Here is a 24,597-nt window from a genome sequence, read left to right on the forward strand (position 1 = left end):
GAGCCGTTGCGGAGGCTCCCGGGCCCGGTCCGCGTTCCGGGGGTCCGCCCTGGCTTGAGCGGTGGCTTGAGCCGCGGCCCGTTTGACGGGTCAGCGTCAATGGGGATACCCCGGCATGGCGCTTCCCCCTCGGAGCGCACCCCCACCGTCACCGGGAGGCCCCGTGCCGCTCCCCCTCGTCCCCTCCCCCGTCCCCGTCTCCGCCCAGCTGCGCTTCGGCCACCGGCTGCGGCACTGGCGCGAGGTCCACGGCCTCAGCCAGGCCGAACTCGGCCGCCGGCTCGGCTACGACGACTCCCTCATCAGCCGGATCGAGAACGCCCGCCGCTGGCCGCCGCCCGGACTCGCCGTCCGAGCCGACGCACTGCTCGGCACCGGCGGCGAACTCACCGAGCTCTGGCAGCCCGTGCGGCAGGAACGCGAACACCTCGGCGAGCTCGGCGTGCTCGGCCCGCCCGGCGCACCCGGGGCCGCGGGCGCCGTCCGGCCCGACGCGGCCGCCCTCGACGTCCAGAGCGGCCTGCTGGCCGTCTACCGCGCCGCTCTCGGCCACATCGGCGGCGAGGACCTCACCGCAGTCCTCGAACACCACACCCGCACCCTGGCCGGCTGGCGACCGGACGCCCGCGTCCTCTCCCTCGCCGCCCGCTACGCCGAGCTCGCCGGCTGGGCCCACTTCGACGGCGCCCGCGCCGCCCGCGCCCTCGCCTGGTACGGGCGCGGGCTCGCCTGGGCCCGCGCCGCCGGCGACCGGGCCGCCGTCGCCGACCTGCTCGCCCGGCAGAGCTCGGTGCACTGGTGGAACGGCGACCACACGACGGCCCTGGCCCTCGCCGGCGCCGCCCGGTCCGCCGCGATCCTCCTGCCCGCCCGCCCCGGCGTCCAGGCCTGGGCCGCCCTCGTCGAGGCCCACGCGCACGGCCGCGCCGGTGCCGCCCCCGACGCCCTGCGCGCCCTCGCCGACGCCGAGCGGCTGACCGGGGCGGCCCTGCGCGCCGACGATCCGAGCCCCTGGCTGGCCCGCGCCCACCTCGTCCTGACCGTCGCCCACGGCACGTGCCACCGCGACCTCGCCGCGAGCCTCGGCCGCCCGTCCCACGCCCGCAGCGCCGCGGCCCACCTGAGCACCGCACTCACCCAGCTGCCGCCGTCCACCCACCCCCACGACCACGCCCTCGTCACGGCCCGCCTGGCCACCGCCCACGCCCACGCGGGCGAGCCGGAGGCCGCGACCGCCCTCCTCACCCACCTGCCGCCCACCCCGACGGGCCGCACCGCCCACGAGGCCCGACGGGCCCGCAGCCTGCTGTCTCCCGTCCCGGTGCCCTGATCCAGGGCGCCCGCGCGGCCCGCTCGCGGACCACCCACTCCGACGGGCCGCGCCGCGGCCGCCAACCGGAAGCCCCGAGCGGCGACCTCGCGGCGGGCCCGCCCACCCCCGCGCGGCCCGGCGCGAACCGTCCACCTCAGCCGGCCGCGCCACGCCAGGCCGCACCCCTCTCACCTCCCCCTTGCTCCCCTCTTCTCCTTCCGCACGCGCCGGCGCCCGGGGGCCGAGGACCGGCTCCCGGGCGCCTCTCCGCATCCCCGGTCAGAGGGCGGCCGCGGCCGCCGCGATGTCGGCGGCGTAGGTGCTCACCTTGGTGTAGACGCCGGGGTAGCCCGGGCGGGCGCAGCCGTTGCCCCAGCTGACGATGCCGACCTGGACGGGCCGCCCGGCGGAGTCGGCCCGGAACATCGGGCCGCCGGAGTCGCCCTGGCAGGTGTCGACGCCACCCCGGTCGACGTAGCCCGCGCACAGCGAGGCCGAGGTGACGAGGTTCGGGTAGGCGGTGGTGCACGCCACGTCGTCCACGTGCGGCACGGTGGCCTTCAGCAGGTACTGCTGCTGGTCGCCACCCTCCGCGGCCGCGCCCCAGCCCACGATGGTGAAGGTGCCGTCGTCGTACGCGGTGGAGTCGGTGATCGGCAGCGTGGCCACCTGTGCGCCGCCGACCGGCGCGCTCAGCTTGACGAGCGCCCAGTCGTCGCCGTTCTCCGCACCGCTGAAGGCGGGCGACTGGTAGACGTATGCGGACTGCGCGGTGACGGCGTCGGGGCTGTTGAGGTCGACGACGCCGAGCGTGGCCGTGATGCTCGTGTCGGCGCCGGTGCCGTTCACGCAGTGCGCGGCGGTGAGGACGATCTGCGGGCCGTAGAGCGCGCCACCGCAGCCCATCGAGAGCCGCACCATGAACGGGAACTCGCCCTGCGCGGCCGGTGTGCCGCCGACGACCGTCCGGGACGGCGCCGGGGTGGCCGCCGCGGGCAGGGCCGTCATGCCGGCAGCGCACACGAATCCGGCCAACAGGCTGACGAGCCTCCCGAATTGACGTTTCATCGATACCTCCTGAACAGGTCGGGAGGATCGAGCGTGGCGCGCCGCGGTGGCGCGGCAGGAGGGGTCGGGCCCTGCCGACCGAGATTGGCAGGAACACGGCAAGGTAGGATTCCGCCACATCCCGGTGACCATTCGACTACTCTCCGCCGAACTCCGGCCGCCAAACATGTGAGGCCGCCCACAGGGGTTTCCGCATCTACGACACCCCGTAGCAGAAGCCCCGCCCCGGGCGCCCGGCCCGCCCGACCCCGGGCCCGCCCGCCGCCTCGCCCCGCCTGAAGAACGCAGGCCACCACGCCGTTCCCCCTCTGGATCACCGCCCGCGACCGACCCGCGACCTCCGACCACACAACTCGGGCAATCCACTCAAAACGGGCGGCCGCCCCGCGCCACACCCACTACCCGGCGTAGTAGCGAGCGCCTTTGCCACCCGTCCTCGGCCCTGCCAAGAATGGCTCGTCGCCAGGCAGCACCGACGGTCCCACCGCCGCGCCGCCCGGCCCGCCCCGCCGGTTCCGCCGGGGCGCCACGGCCGTCCGAGGACGGTCGCGTGATGCCACCCGACGGAAAAGGACCTTCCGCAGTCATGCCGCTCAGCCATGCCCGCCGCAATTCCCTGATCACCGGTGTCGCCACCCTCGTCGTGGCGAGTGCCGCCACCGCCGCGCTGGCGATCCCGCAGGCCGGCGACACGGCCGAGGCCGCCACCCCGGTCGCCGCCGTCTCGGTCGCCGACCAGGCCGCCCAGGCGCCGCAGGCCCCGCAGGCCAACGCCGCCGCCGCGCAGCCCCAGGCCGACGCCACCGCAGCCGCGCAGGCCCAGGCCCAGGCCCAGGCTCAGGCTCAGGCCGACGCGAAGGCCCAGGCGGACGCGAAGGCCCAGGCGGACGCCAAGGCGAAGGCCGATGCCGACGCCGCCGCATCCCGCTCCCAGCAGCGCCAGACCCTCAGCGCCGCCCCCGCGGCCCCCACCGGCACTCCGCAGCAGATCGCCGCCCAGCTCGTGCCCGCCGGCCAGCTCCAGTGCTTCAGCAACATCGTCTCCCGCGAGAGCAGCTGGAACCCCCTCGCCGTCAACGCGTCCTCCGGCGCCTACGGCCTCGTCCAGGCCCTCCCCGGCTCCAAGATGGCCTCCGCCGGCTCCGACTGGCGCACCAACCCCGCCACCCAGATCAAGTGGGGCCTGGACTACATGAACTCCCGCTACGGCAGCCCCTGCGGCGCGTGGTCCTTCTGGCAGACCCACCACTGGTACTGATCCGGCCGCCGGCACCGAGCCGGCCCCTCCGGAACCCCCACGGGCCCGTGGCGCGCATCGCGCCGCGGGCCCGCGCCGTTCGGATACGGCCAGGTTTCTGGCGTGGACGCGTCCGGAAGGCGGCGTGAAGATATGGCGCACGGTCGTGCGGTTTGCCGGGGATTGCCCGGAATTACGGGGCGTCAGGGCTTTGCCACGGTTCGCGCGCCCTCTTACGCTCCGGCGTCATGCCCTCACCCCTGATCAGTGTCGTGCTCCCCGCTTACGACCAGCACGAACAGCTGGCGGACTGTTTGGACTCGCTGCTCGGCCAGTCCTTCCGGGACGTCGAGGTGATCGTGGTCGCCGACCGCTCCGCCGAGACCCCGCGCGACCTCGTGGACGCGTTCGCGGCGAAGCACCCGCAGGTGTCGGTGCTGCACCTGGACGCCGCGGTCGGGGTGGGCGTGGCGCGCAACGCGGGAGCGGCGCGGGCGGCCGGCGAGTACCTGCTGTTCCTGGACGCCGACCACGTGCTGCCGCCGGACGGCCTCCAGGCGCTCGCGGACCGGCTGGACGAGACCGGCCCGGTGGACGTCCTGCAGTTCGGGCACACCCGGCTGCACAACGGCCGCGAGTGGGCCGGCGGCGCGGAGCAGCGGCTGGCCGCGGCCGGCGGCGAGGTCGCCGGACCGTTCGAGCGCCCGGAGCTGCTCGGCGCACCACCGCTGATCTGGGACCGCCTGGTGCGCCGCGGCCACTGGGCCGAGCTCAAGCTGGCCTTCCCCGACGGCCGGTACGAGGAGATCCCGGTCGTGTACGAGGCGATGCTCGCCGCGCAGCGGGTGGCCGTCCTGCCGCGCGAGTGCGTGCAGCTGCGGCGTCGGGAGACCGTCCACCCGACCGGTTCGCCCGGCGGCAGCGTCTTCGACCTCTTCGACCAGTACGAGCGCGTCTTCGCGCTGCTGGAGGACCAGCCGCACCTGTACGCCGTCCGCGACGCGGTGTTCGTCCGGATGATCCGGCACTACCTGTTCGTGTTCGACCTCGCCGGGTGCGTGACGCGCGCCGAGCGGCCGCAGTTCTTCCACCGGGCCGCCGAGCACCACCGCCGTTTCCTGCCGCCCGGGCACAAGAAGCCGGGCGGGCGCGAGGGTGTCAAGTTCACGCTCCTGGCGGGCGGGGCGTACCCGGCCTTCGAGGTGGCGAAGCTGTCCCACATCGCGCGCGGCACGCTCACGGGGGCCAACCGGCGCAAGCCCTGATCCCGGGATCACGGGGCCGCCTCCGACGGCGGCCACCCCGACGGAGGAACGAGCGGGGTGGCCCACTGCCGCGCGGCAGGTCGAACTGTCATGATCGGCCGGAGCCGTCGCCGCACCGCCCCGGAGGTACCCGGTGAGCCGTCCGTCCGCCGTCCCCGGAGCCGAGCTGGCCCGTGAGCTGGCCGCCGAACTGCGCGGCGAGGTCCGCTTCGGCGCCGCCGAACGCACGGTCTACGGCCACGACGCCTCCAACTACCGCCACCTGCCGCTCGGCGTCGTCAAGCCGGCCGACCTGGACGACGTGCGCACCGCGCTCGCGCTGTGCCGCCGGTACGCGGTGCCGGTGGTGGCCCGTGGGGCGGGCACGAGCATCGGCGGGCAGGCCATCGGGCCGGGCGCGGTGGTGCTGGACTTCCGCCGCCACCTGGGCGCGGTGCTCGACGTCGACCCCGAGGCGCGCACGGCCCGGGTCGAGCCCGGTGTCGTCCTGGACGACCTCCAGCGCGCCGCCCGCCCGCACGGGCTGCGCTTCGGCCCGGACCCGTCCACGCACAGCCGCTGCACGATCGGCGGCATGATCGGCAACGACTCCTGCGGCTCGCACTCGCTCGCCTGGGGGCGCACCTCCGACAGCGTCGAACGGCTGGAACTGCTCCTCGCGGACGGCACCGAGCTGACCGTCGGCGGCCCGCTGGCCCCCGCCGAACGCGACGCGCTGCGCGCCCTGCCCGGGCGGGCCGGGCAACTCCACACGCAGCTCCAGGAGTTCACCGACCGCAACCTCGCGACCATCCGCCAGGGCCTGCCCCACCTGCCGCGCCGCGGCTCCGGCTACCCGCTGGACGCGCTGCTCCCCGAGCACGGCCACGACCTGGCCCGCGCGCTCACCGGTACCGAGGGCACCTGCGCGCTGCTTCTCGGCGCCACCGTCCGGCTCGTCGAGGACCCGCCCGCCCGCGCCCTCGTCGTGGCCGGCTACCCGGACGAGGGCGCTGCCGCCGACGCGGTCCCCGCCCTGCTGCCGCTCGGCCCGCTGACCGCCGAGGGCATGGCGGCCGACCTGATCGAGGCCCTCCTCGCCGCCGGCCCCCGCCCGCCCGCGCTCGACCGGCTGCCCGCCGGCGCCTGCTGGCTGTTCCTGGAGGTCGGCGGCGCCACCCGCACCGAGGCCTACCAGGCCGCCCGCCGACTCGCCGACGCGGTGCGGCGCGAGGCGTCGGCCGCCGTCGCCCTCGTCACCGACCCGGTCGAGCAGCGGCAGCTGTGGGCCGTCCGGGAGGCCGGCGCCGGAACCGTCACCCGGCTCCCGGGAGGCGGGGAGGCATGGCCGGGCTGGGAGGACTCCGCCGTCCCGCCCGAGCGGCTCGGCGACTACCTGCGCGACCTGCGCGCGCTGCTGCGCCGGCACAGCCTGCGCGGCGTGCCGTACGGGCACTTCGGCGAGGGCTGCGTGCACCTGCGGATCGACTTCCCGCTCGGCGAGGCCCAAGGGGTGCTGGTCCTCCGGGAGTTCCTGGAGCAGGCGGCCGATCTGGCCGTCTCGTACGGCGGCTCGCTCTCCGGCGAGCACGGCGACGGACAGGCCCGCGCCGAGCTGCTGCCGCGCATGTACCGGCCCGACGTCATGGCGCTCTTCCGCGAGTTCAAGCACATCTGGGACCCGGAGAACCTGCTCAACCCGGGCGCCCTCGTCGACCCGCGCCCGCTCGACGCCGACCTGCGCTTCGTCACCGCCCCGCGCCGGGCCCTGCCGCTCGCCCTCCCGTACGAGCAGGACGGCGGCAGCCTCACGAAGGCCGTGCACCGCTGCGTCGGGGTCGCCAAGTGCGTGGACACCACCACCGGGGTGATGTGCCCGAGCTACATGGCCACGAGCGAGGAGCGGCACTCCACCCGGGGCCGGGCCCGGCTGCTCGCCGAGATGCTGCGCGGCGCCGGGACGCCCCCCGGCCACCGGTCCGAGGCCGCGATCACCGACGGCTGGCGCTCGGAGGAGGTCCGGGAGGCGCTGGACCTCTGCCTGGGCTGCAAGGGCTGTGCGAGCGACTGCCCGGTGCACGTCGACATGGCGACGTACCGGACGGAGTTCCTGCACCAGCACTACCGGCACCGCCTGCGCCCGCGCTCCCACTACTCGATGGGCCGGCTGCCGCTCTGGCTGCGCGCCGCCGCCCTCGCGCCCGGGGCCGCCAACACCCTCGCCCGCTCCCCGGCCGGCGCCCTGCTCAAGCGGCTCGGCGGGATCGACCGGCGACGCGTCCTGCCCGTCCTCCCGCCGGAGACCTTCACCCGCTGGTACCGCCGGCACCGCGCCGCACACCCGGCCCCGGCGGGCGCACCGCCCGTCCTGCTCTGGCCGGACACGTTCTCCGACCACCTCCAGCCGAACGTGGCGCGCGCGGCCGTCGATGTGCTGGAGCACCTGGGCTTCGACGTCCACCTGCCCGCCGGCCCGGTCTGCTGCGGCCTCACGTGGTACTCCACCGGCCAACTCGACTCCGCCCGGAGGGTGTTGCGCCGCAGCCTGCGGGCGCTCGACGCGGCCGGCCTGCCCGCCGACACCCCCGTGGTGGGACTCGACCCGAGCTGCACCGCCAGTCTGCGCGAGGACCTCCCCCGCCTGCTCGGCCCGGACGGCCACCCGCTCGCCCGACGCACGCTCACCTTCGCCGAGTTCCTCGACGAACACGCCCCCGACGCCCCGCTCCCCCGCATCCCGCGCGACGCCGTCACCCAGACCCACTGCCACCAGCACGCCGTCCTCGGCACCGCCGCCGACCGCCGCGTCGAAGCCCGGCTGGGCCTGCACAACCGGGTCATGGACTCCGGCTGCTGCGGCCTGGCCGGTAACTTCGGCTTCGAGCAGGGACACTTCGAGATCTCCGAGGCGATCGCCGAACGCGTCCTCCTCCCCGAACTGCGCGCCACCGCCCCCGACACGGCGATCCTGGCCGACGGCTTCAGCTGCCGCACCCAGATCGCCCAACTCACCGGGGGCCGACGAGCGTTGCACCTGGCCGAGCTGATCGCGGAGGGACTGGGGAAGGAGCCCTAGGACCCGGGTTTCCGGGGCCGAAGGCCGTGCCGCCGCACAGGGCGCGGTGGCCGACGGCCGAGGCCTCGCCCGGGAAGCCGGTGCCGATGGCGCGCCGGACCGGGCGGGCGCCCGCGGCGAGGCCGAACGATCGCGGCGCCGCGCCGGCGCCTCGGCAGTCTCGCCCCACGTGGCTGACACGGGGTCACCACCGGCGCCACAATGGCAGGATGACCCTCACCACCGCCGAGGCGGACAAGATCCTGGCCGACGCCTTCGCCCCCTGGGTGCAGGAGCTCGGCCTGTCGGTGATCGGGACCGGCGAGCGGCACGCCGTGCTGCGCCTGCCGTGGTCCGGGCGACTGGCCCGGGAGGGCGGCGGGTTGTCGGGGCAGGCCCTGATGGCCGCCGCCGACACCGCGAGCGTGATCGCCGTGTCGGCGGCCCGCGGCGGCTTCGGTCCGATGACCACCGTCCAGCAGTCGACGACCTTCCAACGCGCCGTCGCCGAGCGGGACGTCCTGGTGCGCGCCCGGGTGACCAAGCTCGGCCGGCGGATCGCCTTCCTCGACATCACGCTCACCGCCGAGGGCGACGAGGAGCCGGCCGCGCACGCCACCACGGTCTACGCGCTCGCCTGACCGGACGCCCCCGAAGGGCGGACGCGCCTCACGCGTCCGTCTTGGGCTCCTCCTCCGCGCACACCGCAGACACGAACTCCGCCACCCGCGCCTGCGGCATCCCGCGCGCGATGTCCGCCTCGCTGATCATCCCGACCAGCTTGTGCTCGGGGTGGTTGATCACCGGGAGGCGACGCACCCGGTACTGCTCCATCACGCGCAGCACCTGCTCGGTGTCCTCGTCCGCCTCCACCGTCATCGGCCGGCCCTCGGCGAGCTCGCCCGCCGTCACCGCGGACGGGTCCCGGCCCTCAGCGATGCACTTGAGCACGATGTCGCGGTCGGTGACGATGCCCAGCAGCTTCTCGTTCTCGCCGCAGATGGGCAGCGCCCCGACGCCCCGGTCCCGCATGATCCGGGCGGCGGCGGCGAGCGTCTCGTGCTCGCGGATGCACTCCGCGCCCGGGTGCATGATGTCGCTGGCTCTGGTCATGGTCCGCCTCCCTGACGTGCCTGCCGTCCCCGTTGTCCATCGTGGTCCGGGCGGCCGACGGTCGCCACCGGGGCGGCCGCGGGCCTCCTCCGGGCCGTCCTCAAGCCGCCCTGCCGTGCTCGGGCCCCGTGCCGGACGGGTCGGCGCCGTCCAGCGGCGAGTGCTCCAGCACCTCGTCCAGCGACGGCAGTTCGGACGTCGGCCGGTCCTCGCCGGGCTCGGCCTCGCCGCCCTCCAGACCGGACTCCTCCGCGGCCTTCGCCCCGGCCGCGCTCGCCGCGGCCGCCAGGAGGTTCCGCTGCTGGACCTCCGTCGCGCTCTCCAGGAACCGCAGCAGTTCCACCGGGAACGGCAGAACCAGAGTGGAGTTCTTCTCCGCCGCCACCTCCACCACGGTCTGCAGAAGCCTGAGCTGCAGCGCCGACGGAGTCTTGCTCATCACCCTGGCCGCCTCCGACAGCCGCTCCGACGCCTGGTACTCGCCGTCCGCGGTGATGATCCGCGCCCGCCGCTCGCGCTCGGCCTCCGCCTGCCGGGCGATCGAGCGCTTCATCGACTCCGGCAGGGCGACGTCCTTGATCTCCACCCGGTCGATCTGGACGCCCCAGCCCAGCGCCGGACTGTCGATCATCAACTCCAGGCCCTGGTTGATCGGTTCGCGGTTGGCCAGCAGGTCGTCCAGTTCGCTCTTGCCGATGATCGACCGCAGCGAGGTCTGCGCGACCTGGGAGATCGCGAAGTTGTAGTCCTGCACGTTGACGGTCGCCTTGACCGGGTCCTCGACGCGGAAGTAGACCACCGCGTCCACCCGCACGGTCACGTTGTCACGGGTGATGCCCTCCTGCGCCGGGATCGGCATCGTCACGATCTGGACGTTGACCTTGCGCAGCTTGTCCGCGATCGGCATCAGCGCGACCAGCCCCGGCCGGCGCACCTCGTCGCGCACCTTGCCGAAGCGGAACACCACGCCCTTCTGGAACTGCTGGACCACCCTGACGCTCAGGCACGCCCAGATCACCCCCAGTCCCACCAGCCCCCCGATCGTCCCCAGCACCGCATCGACGATCATCGCGGCCTCCTCGCGCACCAGCCAGTCCCGGCCGTCGCCGACCCGAACCGACCGGGGGCCGCCGGAGCAGATGATTCAACGCTACGCCTGCCCGGCCACCGCCGGAGACCGGACCTCCGGCGCCCCCCTGGTGCCGCGGCACTAGGATCGTCGCCATGCCGCCGTCCCCCGCCGACGACCCCGGCCACCCGCGCCACCCCGCACAGGCCGCCGCCCGCGCCGCCGCAATGGCCGACCTGGACCGCGTCGTCACCGGCTGCCGTGCCTGCCCGCGCCTGGTCGAGTGGCGCGAGGAGACCGCCCGCACCAAGCGCCGCGCCTACCAGGACTGGGACTACTGGGCCCGCCCGATCCCCGGCTTCGGCCCGCCCGACGCCCCGCTCGTCCTCGTCGGCCTCGCCCCCGCCGCCCACGGCGCCAACCGCACCGGCCGCATCTTCACCGGCGACCCCTCCGGCGACATCCTCTACACGGCCCTGTACGAGCTCGGACTCGCCAACCGCCCGGAATCCGTCCGCCACGGCGACGGCCTGGAGCTGCGCGGCGTCCGCGTCACCGACCCGGTGCGCTGCGCCCCGCCCGACAACAAGCCGACCACCGCCGAGCGCGACACCTGCCGCCCCTGGATCACCCGGGAACTGCAGCTCCTGCGCCCCACCGTGCGGACGGTCGTCGCCCTGGGCGGCTTCGCCTGGCAGGCCCTGCTCCCGGCCGTGGCCGCCGCCGGCTGGGAGGTCCCGCGGCCACGCCCCGCGTTCGGCCACGCCGCCCACGTCACCCTGCCCGCCACCGACGGCGGCCCGCCGCTCCACCTCTACGGCTGCTACCACGTGAGCCCGCGCAACACGAACACCGGCCGCCTCACGACCGAGATGCTCCACGGCCTGCTCCGCACCGCCGCCCGCACCGCCGGCCTCGACCCGAACGGGCCCGGGAGGCCGCCCGGTCGCAGCGCCCCACCACCCTGACCGACCCCGCCGAGCCGCCCGAGCCGCCGGACTAGCCGAAGCGCACCAGCTTGCGCCGCGACGCCCGGGCCCACACCGCCGGGAGGCGGTCGCGGGCCGCCTCCGCCGCTGCCAGCTGCCCGCCGTACAGCACCCCGTACGCGAACGCCTCGCCGCTCGTCGTGGCCTGGTCGCCCAGGGCGGCCAGGGCGGCGGCCGCCACGACCGCGTCCTGGTGTTCGCCCAGCACCTCCTGCACGGCCTTCATCCGCTCGACGTACCGGTCCGCCGCCCTGCCCACCGCCGGCGCGGCGCTCTCACCGGCGTAGCGGGCGCGCTTGGCGGCCTTGCGGGCCTCGTGCAGGGCGTGGTCGCGGTCCTCGGGCCCGGCGGCCAGGGCGGCCCGCACCCGGTGGCCGGTGCGCCGCTGCTCCCTGGCGACGATGCGCGACAGCTCGGGCACGGCCGGGCGGCGGGCCCGGCGGCGCAGCGGCGGGGCGGCCAGCAGGCCGGCCAGTCCGGCGGCGAGGGCGCGGCGGCGGGGGCTGTCGAGGGCGGCCAGCACTTCGGGCCGGACCCGGCGGTACTCGGCCCCGCCCCACCGTTCGAGTTCCGCGGCCACCCGCTCGGGGCCGCACTCGGCGGGCAGCTCCCGGGCGCGGGCCGCGAGCCGTTCGGCCAGGACCTCGCGGTCGCGCGCGCGGCCGAGGGCGGCGGCCAGCCACCTCAGCTCGGCCACGAGCTCGTCCGTGGCGCCGGCCGCGAAGAGGCGCCGGTACGTCCGCAGTGCGCTGCGCAGGCGCCGGCAGGCGACCCGCATCCGGTGGACCGCGTCCGGCTCGTCCACGCGGACCGCGTCGTCGAGTCCCGCGAGCACGGCGGCCTGGGCCTCGATGCGGGCGAGCAGCACCTGTCCGACCGTGGCGTCGGGCCGGGCCATGGGCGTTCACCCCCTCGTCGGGGTCGCCGCCCCTCCAGGGAACGGCGAAACGCCTTCCAGGCTAGTCCGCCGGCCCCCGTTGTCCACCGGGCGTCCACCGTCCGTACACCGCGAGCGACCGGACCGGCGATCGGCCGGCGGAGGGCCGCTGACGACCCGCCACCCCCACCCAAGGGCACCGTTCCGCCCCGCACCCTCGTGCCGGATGTAAGGGTCGTGACATACTCCCGGACGTGATGACGTCCACCCGTGCGACCAGGGCCCTGCGGGCCGCGGTGTTCACCGCGCTCGCCGTGCCGCTGTCCGCGCTGGGCCAGGTGGTCATCACGGGTCGCCCGCTGCCGCTCACACTGGTGGCCGCCGCGACCGCCGTCGTCTTCCTGGTGTCGGCCGCGCTGGCCGGCGGGGAGCGGCGGCTGCTGCACATCTCCGCCGTGATGGTGCCGGTGGAGCTGCTGCTCAACACGACGTTCAACCTCGGTCAGACCGGCTGTGGCCCGATCCTGAGCGAGCACGTGCCCGCGCGCGGCATGAACCTGCTGGTGTGCGGGGGCGGTTCGGTGGACGGCTCGTTGCTGTCCGGGCCGCTCGGGCACGACGGACCGTTCGCGCCCGCCGCGACCCAGCTCCTGGTCCTGCTGGTGCACCTGATGGTCGCGGTGGCCGCCGCCGCCTGGCTGCGGCTGGGCGATGCCGCCCTGTCCGGGCTGGCCCGGGCGCTGCGCGCCCTGCGCCAGTCGGTGGCCGCGCCGCTGCGGGCACTGCTCCTGCTGCTGGTCCCGGCCCCGGTGCGCCCGGTGCTGCGGGTGCCGCTGCCGGTGTCCGACCACGAGCGTCCCCGCCGCGAGGACGTCGTCCTTTGCCCCGCGCCCCGGCGCGGCCCGCCGGCCTTCGCGCCGGCCTGCTGACACCGTTCCCACGGCCACGGGCCCGGCGCACGACTCCCGCGTTCACCCACCCCGCCCCTCGGCACGCCCCGACGAGGCACGCCCGTCCGAGGCACGCCCGTCCGAGGCATGCCCTTCCGAGGCGCACCCCGAGCGAGGCATCCCGCGCGCACCCGCGCGCCGCGTACAGGAGTTGACCCCCATGGCTCAGGCCAACAGCAAGCAGTCCCAGCGCATCAGCGCCCGCGAGCGGATCCAGGAGGCGCAGCGCCGCGAGCAGGCGGCCGCCAAGCGCCGTCAGCGCATCGTCATCGGCGTCGCGGCCGTCGTCGTCCTCGCCATCGCGGGCGGCGGGGCGATCGCGGTGAGCTCGGCCAAGAAGGACAAGGAGACGGCCGCCGGGTCCGGCTCCTCGGCACCGCTGGTCGTCCCCGCGAACGCCTCCGGCCAGGACGGCACCGTGATCACCTACGGCAAGGCCGACGCCCCGCACACGATGGAGGTCTACGAGGACTTCCGCTGCCCGGTGTGCAAGCACTTCGAGGCGGCCAACGGCGAGACGGTCAAGCAGCTCACCGCGGACGGCCAGATCAAGGTCGAGTTCCACCTGGCCTCGTTCCTGGACAAGGCCCTCGGCGGCAAGGGCTCGCGCACCGCGCTGGCCGCCGCCGGCGCCGCGCTGAACGAGGGCGTGGACAAGTTCAAGGCCTTCCACGACGTGCTCTACAAGAACCAGCCCGACGAGCGCACCGACGGCTTCGGCGACACCAACAAGATCCTGGAGCTGGCCGACCAGGTGCCGGGCCTGAAGACCGACGCCTTCGTCAAGGCCGTCCAGGACGGCACCTACGCGCCGTGGGCGGCGAAGGTCGCGAACGCGTTCAACGACAGCGGGGTGCAGGGCACGCCGACGGTGAAGGTCGACGGCAAGCCGGTCACGCTGTTCTCGGGCCAGAACCCTGCCACTCCGGACCAGTTCACGGCGCAGGTCAAGCAGGCCGCCGGCCTGTAGCGAGCTCCACCGGCCCGGCCGAATCCCGGCCGGGCCGGCCCCCTCCCAGCCACCGGAGTGTGCTGCCATGACCGCCTCTACCTCCGTGCACGTGCCCCGCCCCGCCGCCGGCCCCGCCCCGGAGGGCGCCCCGATCGGCGCCGGCCGGGCGTTTTCGCTGCTCCTGCTCCTCGGCGGGCTGATCGGGCTGGCGGCCTCCGCCGTCCTGACCTTCGACAAGCTCCGCATCCTGGAGAACCCGTCGTACGTCCCGACCTGCAACATCAACCCGGTGATCAGCTGCGGTTCGGTGATGCGCACCGAGCAGGCGGGGGTGTTCGGCTTCCCGAACCCGCTGATCGGGCTGGCCGCCTTCGGCGCGCTGGCGGCGATCGGCGCGGGACTGCTGGCCGGTGCCGCGTACCGCCGGTGGTTCTGGCTGGGCCTCCAGGCGGGGACGTTCCTGGGCGTGGTCTTCGTGCACTGGCTGATCGACCAGGCGCTGTACGAGATCGGCGCGCTGTGCCCGTACTGCATGGTGGTGTGGGCGACGGTCGTGGCGCTGTTCTGGTACACGACGCTGCACAACCTGCGCTCGGGCGTGATCCCGGCGGGCCCGCGGCTGCGGACGGTCGTGCGGGAGGCGGCGCGCTACCACTGGGCGCTGCCGGCGCTGTGGGCGGCGGTGATCGCGCTGCTGATCCTCAACCGGTTCTGGTACTACTGGAGCACGCTCGTCTGACGGGCGGCCGGGCGGAGTTCAGCCCAGGTAGCCCGTCGAGTGGAGCAGCGCGGTGAGCCCGCCGCGCCTGGCGTCCAGGGCCCGGGTGAGCCGCCGCGCCGCGTTCGGGTGGAGCAGCGTGGCCGCCCGGGCCGGGGTGAAGAAGCCGTACTCGGCGATCTCCTCGGCCTGGCAGTGGATTTCGGCGGCGGCGTCGAGCACCCCGCCGTCGAACATGAACTGGACGGCGGGGTGGGCGTGTTCGCGCTGCTTGGGGATCGGGTCGCGCCACTCGACGACGACCAGTCGAAGTTCGTGGTCGAGCACGAGCCCCGTCTCCTCGCGCAGTTCGCGGGCGGCGCACTCGGCCGGACCCTCGCCGGGGTCCATTCCGCCGCCGGGGAACAACCAGTGGGCGCGGTAGATCGGCTTCAGGAGGAGGACGTTGCCGATGCCGTCGGTGAGCAGGACGCTGCAGCCGACGTACGCGCGCACCATCCGCGCCAGCCACTCCCCCTCCGACAGCTGCCAGGTCTCCGTCATCGCGACTCCTCCGCCACCACCCGTCCGTCGTGGCCCACTCTGCCGCAGGTTCCGCACCGGGAACGGTGGTTCGTGCGAGATCCACCCGATCGGGTGGCGCGGGGCCCGGTGGCGCGGCGCTAGCCGAAGACGGCCCGCCGGAAGGCGTTGCGCAGGTCGGTGAGCGGCTGGGCCTCGCGGTCGTAGTGGACCTTGTTGGTGAGCAGCAGCGCCCAACGGCCGAGCCGGCGGGAGATCCAGATGCCGGTGCCGGTGAACCCGTAGTGGACGAAGGTGCCGTCCGCCGGGTCGGTGCCGGGGGCGCAGAGCCAGGAGAGGCCGCGGGCGGGGGCGAGCCCGCCGGTCTGTTCGCGCAGGGACTCGGCGATCCACGGTTCGCCCCAGGAGAGTCCGGGCGGCGGATCGAGCAGGGCGGCGAGGAAGCGGCCGAGGTCGCGGGCGGTCGAGAAGGCGCCCGCGTTGCCGGAGACGCCGCCGAGGAGGCGGGCGGACGGGTCGTGGACGACACCGCGCAGGTGGGCGCCGAGGGTTTCGTCGTACTCGGTGGGGGCGGTGTGGGCGGTGTCACCGGGGCCGAGGGGTCCGTAGCGGGTGTCGGCCATGCCCAGCGGCCGCCAGGCCCGGCGGTCGGCGAGCTCGTCGAGCGGGGCACCGCCGAGGTGTTCGACGAGGTGGCCGAGGAGCACGGCGGCGCGGTCGGTGTACTCGACGGCGGTACCGGGCGCGCGGTGCAGCGGAGCGGCGATGACGCCGGAGCGGATCGCCGCGCGGTCGCGCCCGTAGAGCCGCTCGAAGTTCGTCCGCGGCAGCAATCCGGCGGTGTGGGCGAGAAGTTGACGGGCGGTCACCTGGCCAGCCGGCTGCCCGGCGGCGTCCGGCCAGTAGCGCCCGAGGGGTTCGTCGAGCGGGAGGCGGCCGGCCTGCCACAGCGCCCCGGCGCACGGCCAGAGCGCGACGACCTTGGTGAGGCTCGCGAGGTCGTAGCGGGTGTCCGGTCCGGGCGAGAGCCGCGCGTACGGGCCCTGCCCGAGCGGTCCGTGGGCGCCCCGCCCGACCGTTCCGGCGGCGTCGCCGACGGCCCAGACCGCCCCCGCCCCGACTCCGCGCGCGCCCGTGCGGACCAGCCGGTCCAGCTCCCCGCCGGGCGCGGCCAGCACGGGGAGCCGGTCGGGCGCCGGCGGTTGGTGACTCATCCGTCCCCCTGAACGTGCCCCGGACCGGTCTCGCCCGGAGCCTACCCGGCGGACGGTCCGTCAGTCGGACGCGGAGGTGAACTCCTTGCCGAGGCAGATGCTCTGCGGGTGCTCGCGGTAGATCCCGAACTTCTCTATCGCCCCGTACCCCTCGGAGTGGTACAGCGCGACGGCCTCGGGCTGCTCGGTGCCGGTCTCCAGGACGAAGCGCGTGCGGCCGGCCTCGGCGGCGGTCTGCTCCAGGCGGCGCAGCACGCCCCTGGCGAGGCCGCGCCCGCGGGCGTCCGGGACGACGAACATCCGCTTCAGCTCGGCGTCGCCGTCGCGCAGCCCGTGCGGGCCGGCCTGCTTGGCCCGCCACCCGCCGCAGGCGACCGGCCGGCCGTCCAGGTAGGCGATCAGGAACAGTCCGGCCGGCGCCTCGAAGTCGTCGGGGTGCAGCACGGTCTCGTCCGGGTCGCCGTAGCGGCGGACGTACTCCTGCTGCACCTCGGCCGACAGGGCCTGGGCGTCGGGGTGGCCGTAGCCGGTGACGCGGTACTCGACGGTGCCGGCGTCCTTGGTCGCACTGCTGTCCATGGTTGAAAAGACTACGACCTCGGCTCAGCGGCCCTCGAACCGGGCGAGGAGGTCCGTCTTGCCGAACATCGCGGCGGCGTCGACGGCGGACGGGAACCCGGCCTTCGGGTCGGCGCCGGCGGCCAGCAGGGCGTCGACGACGTCCACCGCGCCCTTGAAGACGGCGCCCGCGAGCGGGGTCTGGCCCTTGTCGTTGGCGCGGTTCGGGTCGGCGCCGCGCTCGACCAGGGCGGCGACCGTGCCGGCGTGGGCGTGGTAGGCGGCGAGCATGAGCAGCGTGTCGCCGCTGCCGTTGGTCAGGTTCGCGGAGACGCCCGCGTCGACGGCGGCGGTCAGGGCGTCGGTGTCCCCGGCCCGGGCGGCGTCGAAGAGCTTCCCCGCGAGCGCGATCACCTCGGCGTCGGGGGCGTCGGCGGGCTGCGGGCTGGCGGCGTCGGTCATGGCGGGCGGCCTCTCGTGGTCGGTTCGCGGTCGGTTCGTGCTCGGTGGCGGTGCCGGCTGCGCGTACCGCACCGTAGCCGTCGGGCGCAGGCCCGGGCCAGCACGCGTCCGGATGGCGGATGCGGGCCCCACCGGACACGACTCGCCGACGGTTCGGTTGCGCAGCCGTTCGAGCGAACTTCCGGAACCCCCGGGAAACTTCCCGCCCACCCGCCGGGAATGCCTCGCCGCACCGCAACAGAGCGTCGCACGGCCCCGACCCGGGCCGGTTCGCATACCTCCGCCCGGGCCCCACGGCGGTATTGAGCGGTGAAACCACCCATTTGCACCGTTCCATCATCTATTACTTTTTGTCACGATTGGGGCACTTTCAGTGACACTGTCCCTGTCCCCCTCCCCGAGGAGCAGAACGTGATCCTCTCGATTTCCGGCATCGTCCTGTTCGGCACCATCGCCTTTCTGTTCTTCCGCCGGGACGGACTAAAGGTCTCCCACGCGATCGTCTGCGCGCTCTTCGGCTTCTACGTCGCCGGCTCCTCGATCGCACCCAGCATCACCGCGGGCGGCGCGAGCCTCGCCAGCCTGCTCGGCGGCCTGAAGTTCTAGCGCCGCCACTCCCCCGCACGGGCCCGGGCGCGGATCCCACCGCCCCGGGCCCCGTCGTACCACGAGCCGTCCCCGCTTCACCCCCCACCCGTCCCGACCGCCCGGGGAGTCAAGGAATGTCGCTCCACCGCCACCTCGGCAAGGGCCGTGAGATCGCCCGGACCGCCGGGGACCACGCCTCCGACATGTTCGCCCCGCTCACCGTCATCGGCCGCGGCCTGCGCCACCACGCCGGCTGGGCCAAGGGCCGCTGGCAGGCCACCCCCAAGGAGCGCCGCGGCCCGACGCTGTTCCTGTCCGCCGCGATGCTCGTGGGCATCTACCTGCTGCCGCACGGCCTGCTGTTCGCCCTGATCGCACTCATGGCCAGCGCCGCGTGGGCCGGACGGGCCCCCAAGGCGCCGCCCGCCCCGCCCGCGCCCGACGTCGCCGACGTCAAGCTCGCGGCGCTCTACTCCGCGCTGACGCCCTACTTCTGCGGCCCCGAGGACGCCAACCCGCTGTACCGCTTCGAGGGGAGCTACAAGAGCGCCTTCGACTCCTGGGAGTTCGACGGCGAGGGCCGGCTCTCCCGCCTGGAGCTCACCTATCCGGCGTACTTCACCGACACCGAGCCGGCCGCCCGGGCCCGGATCGAGCAGGTCGTCCAGGGCAAGGCCGGGCGGGCCCGCGAGTACCGCTTCGACTGGGACGAGGAGTCCAACAAGCTGCGGATCTCCGCGATGAGCCCGCTGCCCACCGACATCGTCGCCCAGCGCTTCGTGGCCGCCCCGGGCGAGATCGTGCTCGGCTTCACCGACGAGGACGGCACCGCCCGCACCATCCCGGTCGGCCAGGGCGGCGCCGTGACGCAGCAGCCGCCGGTGATCTGGCGCACCGGGCCGCGCTCGGGCGAACCCCACCTGCTCGTGCTCGGTGTCGCCGGGTACGGCACCTCCAGCCTGGTCCGCTCGATCGCGCTCCAGGCCCTCCCGTACGCCGACCTCGTGGTGATCGACGGCGCCGGCACCGGCGAGCACGCGTGCCTGGTCAACCGGCCCGGCGTGCACACCGTCGAGACCAGCCTGCACGGCGCGCTCGCCGCCCTGGAGTGGGCCGCCCAGGAGACCGACCGGCGGCTCGCCGCGCTCAACGCCGCCCGGCACACCGGCAGCGCCCCGCCGGAGGACGTCACCCGGCCGCTGTGGCTGCTGCTCGACCACCCGACCGAGCTCAGCGAGCTCGCCCACGCCGAGGGCCGCCCCGACCCGCAGGACCTGCTGGAACTCCCGCTGCGGCACGGCCGCGCCGCCCGCGTCACCGTCGTGATCGCCGACGACGTCGAGGCCCGGGACCGGATCACCCCCACCGTCCGGACCACCACCAGGGCCCGGGTCCTGCTCGGCCCGGCCGGTCCCGAGGAGGGCCGCGTCGCGCTCGGCGCCCCGCTCGACATCGTGCCCGCCGCGCACGCCCCGATCGGCCGCGGCTACGCACGCATCGGCAACGGCGCCCCGGTCCGGCTCCAGGTGCCCGCCACCGTCGACCCGCTGGACGACGAGGCCCCGGCCGCCCTGCGGGACGCCGTGATCGCCCTGCTGCCGCACCGCGACACCCGCACCGAGGCCGCGGCGGACGCGCCGCCGCGCCCCGAGCAGCCCCCGCTGCTCCGCCCCGCCGAGCCGGCGCCCGCCGCCGGGCCCGTCGACCTCGGCAAGGGCGAGCCGATGATCCGTTCCCGTCCGATCTCCTGACCGCAAGGAACCGGGGGCGCCGACGGCTTCCGAATCCCGTCCCGGTACGCTCGTGACTGAAAGGCCGCACGATCACCAGCTGTGAAATAGGTGACACCTGGGGTGATATCACCGGCCAGATGTGACAAATCGGGCGCCGGTGGGTACAAACAGGGGCGGCACGACAGACGACGCATGTCCCGGGACGGGAATCTTCGTCGGAAGCCGAGCGTTGACCGAACGACGAAGAACAGCGACCACTAGTCCTGTGGGCCATAAGCCCGGGAGGCACGATTCATGAGCGAGCGAGCTCTCCGCGGCACGCGACTCGGGGCCACTAGCTACGAGACCGACCGTGGTATCGATCTGGCTCCCCGCCAGACCGTCGAGTACGCATGTCAGAACGGACACCGATTCGAGGTTCCTTTCTCGGTCGAGGCGGAGATCCCCCAGACCTGGGAATGCCGCTTCTGTGGCCAGGAGGCGACGCTTCTCGACGGCGACGAGCCGGAGGAGAAGAAGACCAAGCCGACGCGCACCCATTGGGACATGCTGATGGAGCGCCGTACGCGCGAGGAGCTGGAGGAGGTGCTGGCCGAGCGGCTGGCGGTGCTCCGCTCCGGCGGGATGAACCTCGCGGTGCACCCGCGCGACACCCGCAAGAGCGCCTGACCCTCTCTCCCGCCCCGGCGGGAGGACGCGAAAAGGGACCCTGGGATCCAGGGTCCCTTTCGCGTGTCCGGATCTTCGCGTGTCCGGATCCGGACGGGACGGCCCGGACGCAAGGGTGGCCGGGCCCGCGGACGGGCCCGGCCGGGGCGTCGGGGCGGTCAGCCGGTGATCGGCGGGCGGTAGGTGGTGTCCGGGCCCTGCGGGCCGCGCGGGCCGGCCTCCGGATCCACCACCTCGCCCTGGATGACCTTGCCGTCCGGGCGGTGGATGCGCATCTGCTCCTGCAGCCGCACCGCGTCCGCGAACGCGTCCGCGCCCACGGCGGAGGTGCTGCGCAGCGCCTTGTCCGCCAGTCGGCGGCCGGCCGCCCGCCAGAGCGCGCGCGTCGGCGGGAACAGCAGGGTGAGCGCGACGAGGTCCGACAGGAAGCCGGGGACGATCAGCAGCAGACCGGCCAGGACCGTCATGCTGGTGCCGGTCTGGGGCTGCTGCGACTTCGGGTCCTTGCTCTGCTCGATCGCCGCGGACAGCGCCTTCAGCCCGGCCCGTTTGATGAGCGAGCCGCCGATCACGGCGCCGGCGATGAGCAGCAGCAGGACGGCGAAGCCGCCCAGCCACGAACCCACCTGGACCAGCAGCCAGATCTCCAGCACCAGCCAGGCGGTGATCAGCAGCGGCAGCACACGGCGGAGCTTTCCGCGCGGGGCCGGACGGGTGGGGGCAGCTTGCTGGGTCACGGTACGGATCCACTCCAAGGCGGTGCTCTGCACGCCGCACGGGAGGTCCGGGCCGGCTACGGCACCACCTGGTCCAACGATTCCCCGGCGGCCGGTGTTCCGGCGGACCGGCGGCGGCGGACGGTGACCAGCAGGCCCGCGCCGCAGGCCAGCAGGCCGCCGAGGGCGAGCGCCCACTCCGGGGCGGGGCCGATCCGGTCGGCGACCGTGGTGCCGTCGCGCAGCGGGACGGTGGCGGACAGCTCGGCCGGCGTCAGCTCCTGGGTGCGCTGCTCCACCGTGCCGTCCGGGGCGATCACCGCGCTGATGCCGCTGGTGGCGGCGATCAGCACGGCCCGGCCGTGCTCGACCGCGCGCAGCCGGGACATCGCGAGCTGCTGCTCGGGCTGGCCGGTCTTCGCGTAGGTGGCGTTGTTGGTCTGCACGACCAGGACGCGGGCGCCGCTGTCGACGGTGTCGCGGACGATCTCGTCGTAGGCGACCTCGAAGCAGATCACGTCGCCGATCCGGGCCGGGCCCACCTGCATGACGCCGTTGTGGTCGCCGGGCCAGAAGTCGCGGGCGACCCGCTGGAGACGGGTGATCACCTTCATCAGCTGGGCGCGGAACGGCACGTACTCGCCGAACGGGACGGGGTGCTGCTTGGTGTAGGAGGCGCCGGGGCCGGTCTTCGGGTCCCAGACGATGCCCTCGTTCTGGACGTGCTGGTCGTCCGGGCCGTCCACCAGGGTGCCGACCAGGGTGGGCACGCCGACGGCCTTCACGGCCCCGTTGATGCGCTCGTAGGCGAGCGGGTCGCTGAAGGGGTCCAGGTCGGAGGAGTTCTCCGGCCAGATCACGACGTCGGGGCGCTCGACCTTGCCGGCCCTGATGTCGGCGGCCAGCCGCTCGGTCGCCGAGGCGTGGTTGTTGAGGACCATCATCGGGCGGCCGAGGAAGTCCATGCCGGGGTTGGGCACGTTGCCCTGGACGATCGCGACCTTCACGGTGTCGTCGGCCTTGGTCGGCACCGGGACGAGGTAGCCGGCCAGCAGCGCCGCCACGGCACCGAGTCCGGCCAGGGCGGCCACGCGCGGGGCACGGCGCGGGCCGCGCAGGCGCAGCGCCGCCCAGGCCAGCAGGGCGCCGGAGAGGGCGACCGCGAAGGTCACCAGCGGGGCGCCGCCGATCGCGGCCAGCGGGGTGTACGGGGTCGCCGTGTTGGCGAAGGCCAGCCGGCCCCAGGGGAAGCCACCGAGCGGCAGCCGGTCGCGCGCCCACTCCTGGGTGACCCACAGGCACGCGGCCCACAGCGGCCACGCGGGCAGCCGGGAGGTGAGGGCGAGGGCGACACCGAGGAGCAGCATGAACAGCGCCTCGACGACCGACAGGCCGACCGTCGCGTCCCAGCCGACCACGCGCAGCCAGCTGAGCAGCATCAGGAAGAACGGGAAGCCGAACGCGAAGCCGGTCCAGGCCGCCTGGCGGAGCGTGCGGCCCCGGGTGAGCAGCGAGAGCGCCGCGACGCCCAGCAGCGACAGCGGCCACAGGTCGTACGGCGGGAAGGCGAGGGCCAGCAGCAGGCCGGCCAGCGCCGAGAGGCCGGTCCGGGGCAGACCGGCGCGGACCTTGGCGATGGCCCGGGCGAGCCGGCCGGGCCGTGCTTCGGGGGCCGGCGGCTCGGGTGCGGCAGCGGACCGCTCCCGGGTGACGGACATGGTCACCGGCGCACCATCTCTCTGGCTTGTTGTTCGGACGCTGTCCGAAGAAGGTACCCCGGAACGGACGGTGACCGGGAGGCGAGGGGGAGTTGTGCGGCGGGTGTCCGGGACGAGCGGCTCCGAGCGGGTGCGGGCAGCGACCTCGTACGGCGCCGGGGTGCTGCTCGCCCGGGGCGGGCCGGGCGAGCAGCGGGGGGCGTTACTCGGCGGCCGCGTGGACCGTCCGGCCGCGCACGACGGTGCGCAGGCAGGTCGGCAGCGGGTGGCCGGGGGTGAGGTCCGGCAGGCCCGGGGTGCCGGAGCGCGGGTCGGTGGACCAGCCGGCGACGCGGGAGTCGGGGGCCTGGACGACCAGGTCACCGGCGGCCCAGATGGCGTAGCTGGCGACGGCGCCCGGGACGAGGACGCCGTCCTGGTCGCGGCCGATCGCGCGCCAGCCCCCGCGGGTGTGGGCGGTGAACGCGGCGCGGACGGAGATCCGGTGCTCCGGCGTCCGGTGGAAGGCCGCGGCCCGGACCGTCCCCCACGGGTCGAGCGGGGTCACCGGGGCGTCGGAGCCGAACGCGAGCGGGACGCCGGCGCGCAGCAGGGCGGCGAACGGGTTGAGCGCGGCGGCCCGTTCGGCGCCGAGGCGCTGGACGTACATGCCCTCCGGGCCTCCCCACGCGGCGTCGAAGGCCGGCTGGACGGAGGCCGTGAGGCCGAGTTCGGCGAAGGCCGCGACGGATTCGTCGTCCAGCGCCTCGGCGTGCTCGACGCGGTGGCGCAGGGCCTTGACGCGCGCGGCGCCGACCCGCTCGCCGGCCGCCCGGACGCCGTCGATGACGGCGCCGACGGCGGCGTCGCCGATGGCATGGAAGCCGGCCTGGAGCCCGGCCTCGGTGCACGCGGCCACGTGGTCGGCGATCTGGTCGGCGGTCAGGTAGGCGGTTCCGGTGTGGTCGGCGTCGGCGTAGGCGGCGTGCAGGCAGGCGGTGTGCGAGCCGAGCGCGCCGTCGACGAAGAGGTCTCCGCCGGCGCCGACCGCACCGAGCCGGCGGGCCGTCTCGACGCCGCCCAACTCTCCCCAGTAGCCGAAGACTTCGGGGCCCTCGCCCTCAGCGGCCAGGGCCAGCAGGGCGGCCAGGTCGGCCTCGGAGGAGATCTCCGGTCCGGCGCACTCGTGCAGGGCGCCGATGCCGAGTTCGGCGGCGCGGGCGAGGGTCGCGCGCTGGGCGCGGCGGCGCTGCTCGGGGGTCAGGCGGGCGAGCGCGGTCTGCCGGACGGCGTGGTGGGCGTCCTTGGTGAGGGGGCCCTCGGCACAGTGGCCGGGCAGGTCGGCGAGGCCCTCGGTGAGGGTGCGCAGCGCGGTGCTGGCGAGGGCGGAGTGGACGTCGGTGCGGGAGAGGTAGACGGCGGTGCCCCGTGCGGCGGCGTCGAGTTCGGCGAGCGTGGGCGGGCGGCCCTCGGGCCAGCCGGTCTCGTCCCAGCCGTGGCCGATGAGCACGCCGCCGGCCGTCTCCTGGGCGTCGACGAAGGCGGTGAGGGCCGCCAGGGCGGCGGCGAGGGACGGACTGCCGGTGAGGTCGAGGCCGGTGAGCGCCAGTCCGGTGGAGGTCGCGTGCACGTGGGCGTCGACGAACGCCGGGGTGACCAGGGCGCCGTCGAGGTCGACGATCTCGTCGGCCACCCCCGCGTACGCCTCGGCGGCACCGTCACTGCCGACCCAGGCGACGTGCTCACCCTCCACGAGCATCGCGGTGGCGAAGGGGTCGGCGGGGCTGTAGACGGCGCCGCCGCGCAGCAGGACGGTCCGGGAGGTGCGTTCGGTCATGCGCCCAAGTCTGCACC

Annotated in this window: 23 protein-coding genes; 12 read left to right on the forward strand and 11 right to left on the reverse strand. The window is 75.1% G+C overall.

What is annotated here, in order from left to right; genetic code table 11:
* The first annotated feature begins 163 nt into the window (after positions 1-163).
* Complete coding sequence (locus tag AB0C76_RS12480) at positions 164-1,330, forward strand: helix-turn-helix transcriptional regulator (protein ID WP_359963648.1); 1,167 nt, start codon at positions 164-166, stop codon at positions 1,328-1,330.
* Positions 1,331-1,591: 261 nt separating this feature from the next.
* Here AB0C76_RS12480 and AB0C76_RS12485 read toward each other — a convergent pair whose 3' ends face one another.
* Entirely contained in the window at positions 1,592-2,320 is a 729-nt protein-coding gene (locus tag AB0C76_RS12485) for a serine protease (RefSeq protein ID WP_359963810.1), read from the reverse strand.
* 646 nt (positions 2,321-2,966) lie between these two features.
* Here AB0C76_RS12485 and AB0C76_RS12490 point away from each other — a divergent pair.
* The 4 genes from AB0C76_RS12490 to AB0C76_RS12505 all read left to right on the forward strand — a co-directional run bounded on the left by AB0C76_RS12490 (position 2,967) and on the right by AB0C76_RS12505 (position 8,557).
* Complete coding sequence (locus tag AB0C76_RS12490) at positions 2,967-3,638, forward strand: transglycosylase SLT domain-containing protein (RefSeq protein ID WP_359963650.1); 672 nt, start codon at positions 2,967-2,969, stop codon at positions 3,636-3,638.
* Between the two features lie 227 nt (positions 3,639-3,865).
* Positions 3,866-4,882 carry a glycosyltransferase family 2 protein gene (locus AB0C76_RS12495; RefSeq protein ID WP_359963652.1) on the forward strand — a complete coding sequence of 339 codons (1,017 nt, stop codon included), beginning with the start codon at positions 3,866-3,868 and terminating at the stop codon, positions 4,880-4,882.
* A 133-nt stretch (positions 4,883-5,015) separates the two neighbouring features.
* Entirely contained in the window at positions 5,016-7,937 is a 2,922-nt protein-coding gene (locus AB0C76_RS12500; RefSeq protein ID WP_359963654.1) for an FAD-binding and (Fe-S)-binding domain-containing protein, read from the forward strand.
* Positions 7,938-8,146: 209 nt separating this feature from the next.
* A complete protein-coding gene (locus AB0C76_RS12505) occupies positions 8,147-8,557 on the forward strand; it encodes a PaaI family thioesterase (protein ID WP_359963656.1) in 411 nt (136 codons plus the stop codon).
* A 28-nt stretch (positions 8,558-8,585) separates the two neighbouring features.
* On the opposite strand, the gene AB0C76_RS12510 is transcribed toward AB0C76_RS12505, so the two are convergent.
* On the reverse strand, positions 8,586-9,029 hold the full coding sequence (locus AB0C76_RS12510; RefSeq protein ID WP_359963658.1) for a CBS domain-containing protein: 444 nt from the start codon (positions 9,027-9,029) through the stop codon (positions 8,586-8,588).
* Positions 9,030-9,129: 100 nt separating this feature from the next.
* Positions 9,130-10,098, reverse strand: coding sequence for a slipin family protein (locus tag AB0C76_RS12515; protein ID WP_359963660.1), 969 nt, complete (start codon positions 10,096-10,098; stop codon positions 9,130-9,132).
* Between the two features lie 227 nt (positions 10,099-10,325).
* Here AB0C76_RS12515 and AB0C76_RS12520 point away from each other — a divergent pair, with 227 nt between their 5' ends.
* Positions 10,326-11,066 carry a uracil-DNA glycosylase gene (locus tag AB0C76_RS12520; protein ID WP_359963812.1) on the forward strand — a complete coding sequence of 247 codons (741 nt, stop codon included), beginning with the start codon at positions 10,326-10,328 and terminating at the stop codon, positions 11,064-11,066.
* A gap of 31 nt (positions 11,067-11,097) precedes the next feature.
* Here the strand turns inward: AB0C76_RS12520 and AB0C76_RS12525 are convergent, their stop codons facing one another.
* Complete coding sequence (locus AB0C76_RS12525; protein ID WP_359963662.1) at positions 11,098-11,985, reverse strand: CHAD domain-containing protein; 888 nt, start codon at positions 11,983-11,985, stop codon at positions 11,098-11,100.
* 236 nt (positions 11,986-12,221) lie between these two features.
* On the opposite strand from AB0C76_RS12525, the gene AB0C76_RS12530 reads away from it, so the two are divergent.
* The 3 genes from AB0C76_RS12530 to AB0C76_RS12540 all read left to right on the forward strand — a co-directional run bounded on the left by AB0C76_RS12530 (position 12,222) and on the right by AB0C76_RS12540 (position 14,605).
* A complete protein-coding gene (locus tag AB0C76_RS12530; protein ID WP_359963664.1) occupies positions 12,222-12,893 on the forward strand; it encodes a hypothetical protein in 672 nt (223 codons plus the stop codon).
* Positions 12,894-13,074: 181 nt separating this feature from the next.
* Complete coding sequence (locus AB0C76_RS12535; RefSeq protein WP_359963666.1) at positions 13,075-13,884, forward strand: thioredoxin domain-containing protein; 810 nt, start codon at positions 13,075-13,077, stop codon at positions 13,882-13,884.
* Positions 13,885-13,951: 67 nt separating this feature from the next.
* Positions 13,952-14,605, forward strand: coding sequence for a vitamin K epoxide reductase family protein (locus AB0C76_RS12540; protein WP_359963668.1), 654 nt, complete (start codon positions 13,952-13,954; stop codon positions 14,603-14,605).
* A gap of 18 nt (positions 14,606-14,623) precedes the next feature.
* On the opposite strand, the gene AB0C76_RS12545 is transcribed toward AB0C76_RS12540, so the two are convergent.
* From AB0C76_RS12545 to AB0C76_RS12560, 4 genes are all read right to left on the reverse strand, one after another.
* Positions 14,624-15,127 carry an NUDIX hydrolase gene (locus AB0C76_RS12545; RefSeq protein WP_359963670.1) on the reverse strand — a complete coding sequence of 168 codons (504 nt, stop codon included), beginning with the start codon at positions 15,125-15,127 and terminating at the stop codon, positions 14,624-14,626.
* A 119-nt stretch (positions 15,128-15,246) separates the two neighbouring features.
* On the reverse strand, positions 15,247-16,320 hold the full coding sequence (locus AB0C76_RS12550; RefSeq protein WP_359963672.1) for a serine hydrolase domain-containing protein: 1,074 nt from the start codon (positions 16,318-16,320) through the stop codon (positions 15,247-15,249).
* A 60-nt stretch (positions 16,321-16,380) separates the two neighbouring features.
* Entirely contained in the window at positions 16,381-16,899 is a 519-nt protein-coding gene (locus AB0C76_RS12555; RefSeq protein ID WP_359963674.1) for a GNAT family N-acetyltransferase, read from the reverse strand.
* A gap of 24 nt (positions 16,900-16,923) precedes the next feature.
* A complete protein-coding gene (locus AB0C76_RS12560) occupies positions 16,924-17,340 on the reverse strand; it encodes an ankyrin repeat domain-containing protein (RefSeq protein WP_359963676.1) in 417 nt (138 codons plus the stop codon).
* Positions 17,341-17,751: 411 nt separating this feature from the next.
* On the opposite strand from AB0C76_RS12560, the gene AB0C76_RS12565 reads away from it, so the two are divergent.
* From AB0C76_RS12565 to AB0C76_RS12575, 3 genes are all read left to right on the forward strand, one after another.
* Complete coding sequence (locus AB0C76_RS12565; RefSeq protein ID WP_359963678.1) at positions 17,752-17,946, forward strand: hypothetical protein; 195 nt, start codon at positions 17,752-17,754, stop codon at positions 17,944-17,946.
* Positions 17,947-18,062: 116 nt separating this feature from the next.
* Entirely contained in the window at positions 18,063-19,679 is a 1,617-nt protein-coding gene (locus tag AB0C76_RS12570; protein WP_359963680.1) for a hypothetical protein, read from the forward strand.
* Positions 19,680-19,955: 276 nt separating this feature from the next.
* Positions 19,956-20,330, forward strand: a complete 375-nt coding sequence (locus AB0C76_RS12575; protein ID WP_329929550.1) for an RNA polymerase-binding protein RbpA — start codon at positions 19,956-19,958, stop codon at positions 20,328-20,330.
* A gap of 158 nt (positions 20,331-20,488) precedes the next feature.
* On the opposite strand, the gene fxsA is transcribed toward AB0C76_RS12575, so the two are convergent.
* The 3 genes from fxsA to AB0C76_RS12590 form a co-directional block, all read right to left on the reverse strand.
* Positions 20,489-21,067: an FxsA family membrane protein gene (gene fxsA / locus AB0C76_RS12580; protein WP_359963682.1), complete on the reverse strand. Its 579-nt coding sequence runs from the start codon at positions 21,065-21,067 to the stop codon at positions 20,489-20,491.
* A gap of 56 nt (positions 21,068-21,123) precedes the next feature.
* Entirely contained in the window at positions 21,124-22,764 is a 1,641-nt protein-coding gene (gene lnt / locus AB0C76_RS12585) for an apolipoprotein N-acyltransferase (RefSeq protein WP_359963814.1), read from the reverse strand.
* Between the two features lie 202 nt (positions 22,765-22,966).
* Positions 22,967-24,580 carry an amidohydrolase gene (locus AB0C76_RS12590; RefSeq protein WP_359963684.1) on the reverse strand — a complete coding sequence of 538 codons (1,614 nt, stop codon included), beginning with the start codon at positions 24,578-24,580 and terminating at the stop codon, positions 22,967-22,969.
* Positions 24,581-24,597 lie beyond the last annotated feature (17 nt).

The sequence above is a fragment of the Kitasatospora sp. NPDC048722 genome, from assembly GCF_040650235.1.
GTDB lineage: Bacteria > Actinomycetota > Actinomycetes > Streptomycetales > Streptomycetaceae > Kitasatospora.

Coding starts and splice junctions, on each gene's coding strand:
- AB0C76_RS12485 (WP_359963810.1), bottom strand. CDS start 2,320: ATGACGGCCCTGCCCGCGGCGGCCACCCCGGCGCCGTCCCGGACGGTC.
- AB0C76_RS12570 (WP_359963680.1), top strand. CDS start 18,063: ATGTCGCTCCACCGCCACCTCGGCAAGGGCCGTGAGATCGCCCGGACC.
- AB0C76_RS12495 (WP_359963652.1), top strand. CDS start 3,866: ATGCCCTCACCCCTGATCAGTGTCGTGCTCCCCGCTTACGACCAGCAC.
- AB0C76_RS12490 (WP_359963650.1), top strand. CDS start 2,967: ATGCCGCTCAGCCATGCCCGCCGCAATTCCCTGATCACCGGTGTCGCC.
- AB0C76_RS12525 (WP_359963662.1), bottom strand. CDS start 11,985: ATGGCCCGGCCCGACGCCACGGTCGGACAGGTGCTGCTCGCCCGCATC.
- AB0C76_RS12555 (WP_359963674.1), bottom strand. CDS start 16,899: ATGGACAGCAGTGCGACCAAGGACGCCGGCACCGTCGAGTACCGCGTC.
- AB0C76_RS12560 (WP_359963676.1), bottom strand. CDS start 17,340: ATGACCGACGCCGCCAGCCCGCAGCCCGCCGACGCCCCCGACGCCGAG.
- AB0C76_RS12540 (WP_359963668.1), top strand. CDS start 13,952: ATGACCGCCTCTACCTCCGTGCACGTGCCCCGCCCCGCCGCCGGCCCC.
- AB0C76_RS12520 (WP_359963812.1), top strand. CDS start 10,326: ATGGCCGACCTGGACCGCGTCGTCACCGGCTGCCGTGCCTGCCCGCGC.
- AB0C76_RS12545 (WP_359963670.1), bottom strand. CDS start 15,127: ATGACGGAGACCTGGCAGCTGTCGGAGGGGGAGTGGCTGGCGCGGATG.
- AB0C76_RS12590 (WP_359963684.1), bottom strand. CDS start 24,580: ATGACCGAACGCACCTCCCGGACCGTCCTGCTGCGCGGCGGCGCCGTC.
- AB0C76_RS12530 (WP_359963664.1), top strand. CDS start 12,222: ATGACGTCCACCCGTGCGACCAGGGCCCTGCGGGCCGCGGTGTTCACC.
- lnt (WP_359963814.1), bottom strand. CDS start 22,764: ATGTCCGTCACCCGGGAGCGGTCCGCTGCCGCACCCGAGCCGCCGGCC.
- AB0C76_RS12575 (WP_329929550.1), top strand. CDS start 19,956: ATGAGCGAGCGAGCTCTCCGCGGCACGCGACTCGGGGCCACTAGCTAC.
- AB0C76_RS12515 (WP_359963660.1), bottom strand. CDS start 10,098: ATGATCGTCGATGCGGTGCTGGGGACGATCGGGGGGCTGGTGGGACTG.
- AB0C76_RS12550 (WP_359963672.1), bottom strand. CDS start 16,320: ATGAGTCACCAACCGCCGGCGCCCGACCGGCTCCCCGTGCTGGCCGCG.
- AB0C76_RS12535 (WP_359963666.1), top strand. CDS start 13,075: ATGGCTCAGGCCAACAGCAAGCAGTCCCAGCGCATCAGCGCCCGCGAG.
- AB0C76_RS12505 (WP_359963656.1), top strand. CDS start 8,147: ATGACCCTCACCACCGCCGAGGCGGACAAGATCCTGGCCGACGCCTTC.
- AB0C76_RS12510 (WP_359963658.1), bottom strand. CDS start 9,029: ATGACCAGAGCCAGCGACATCATGCACCCGGGCGCGGAGTGCATCCGC.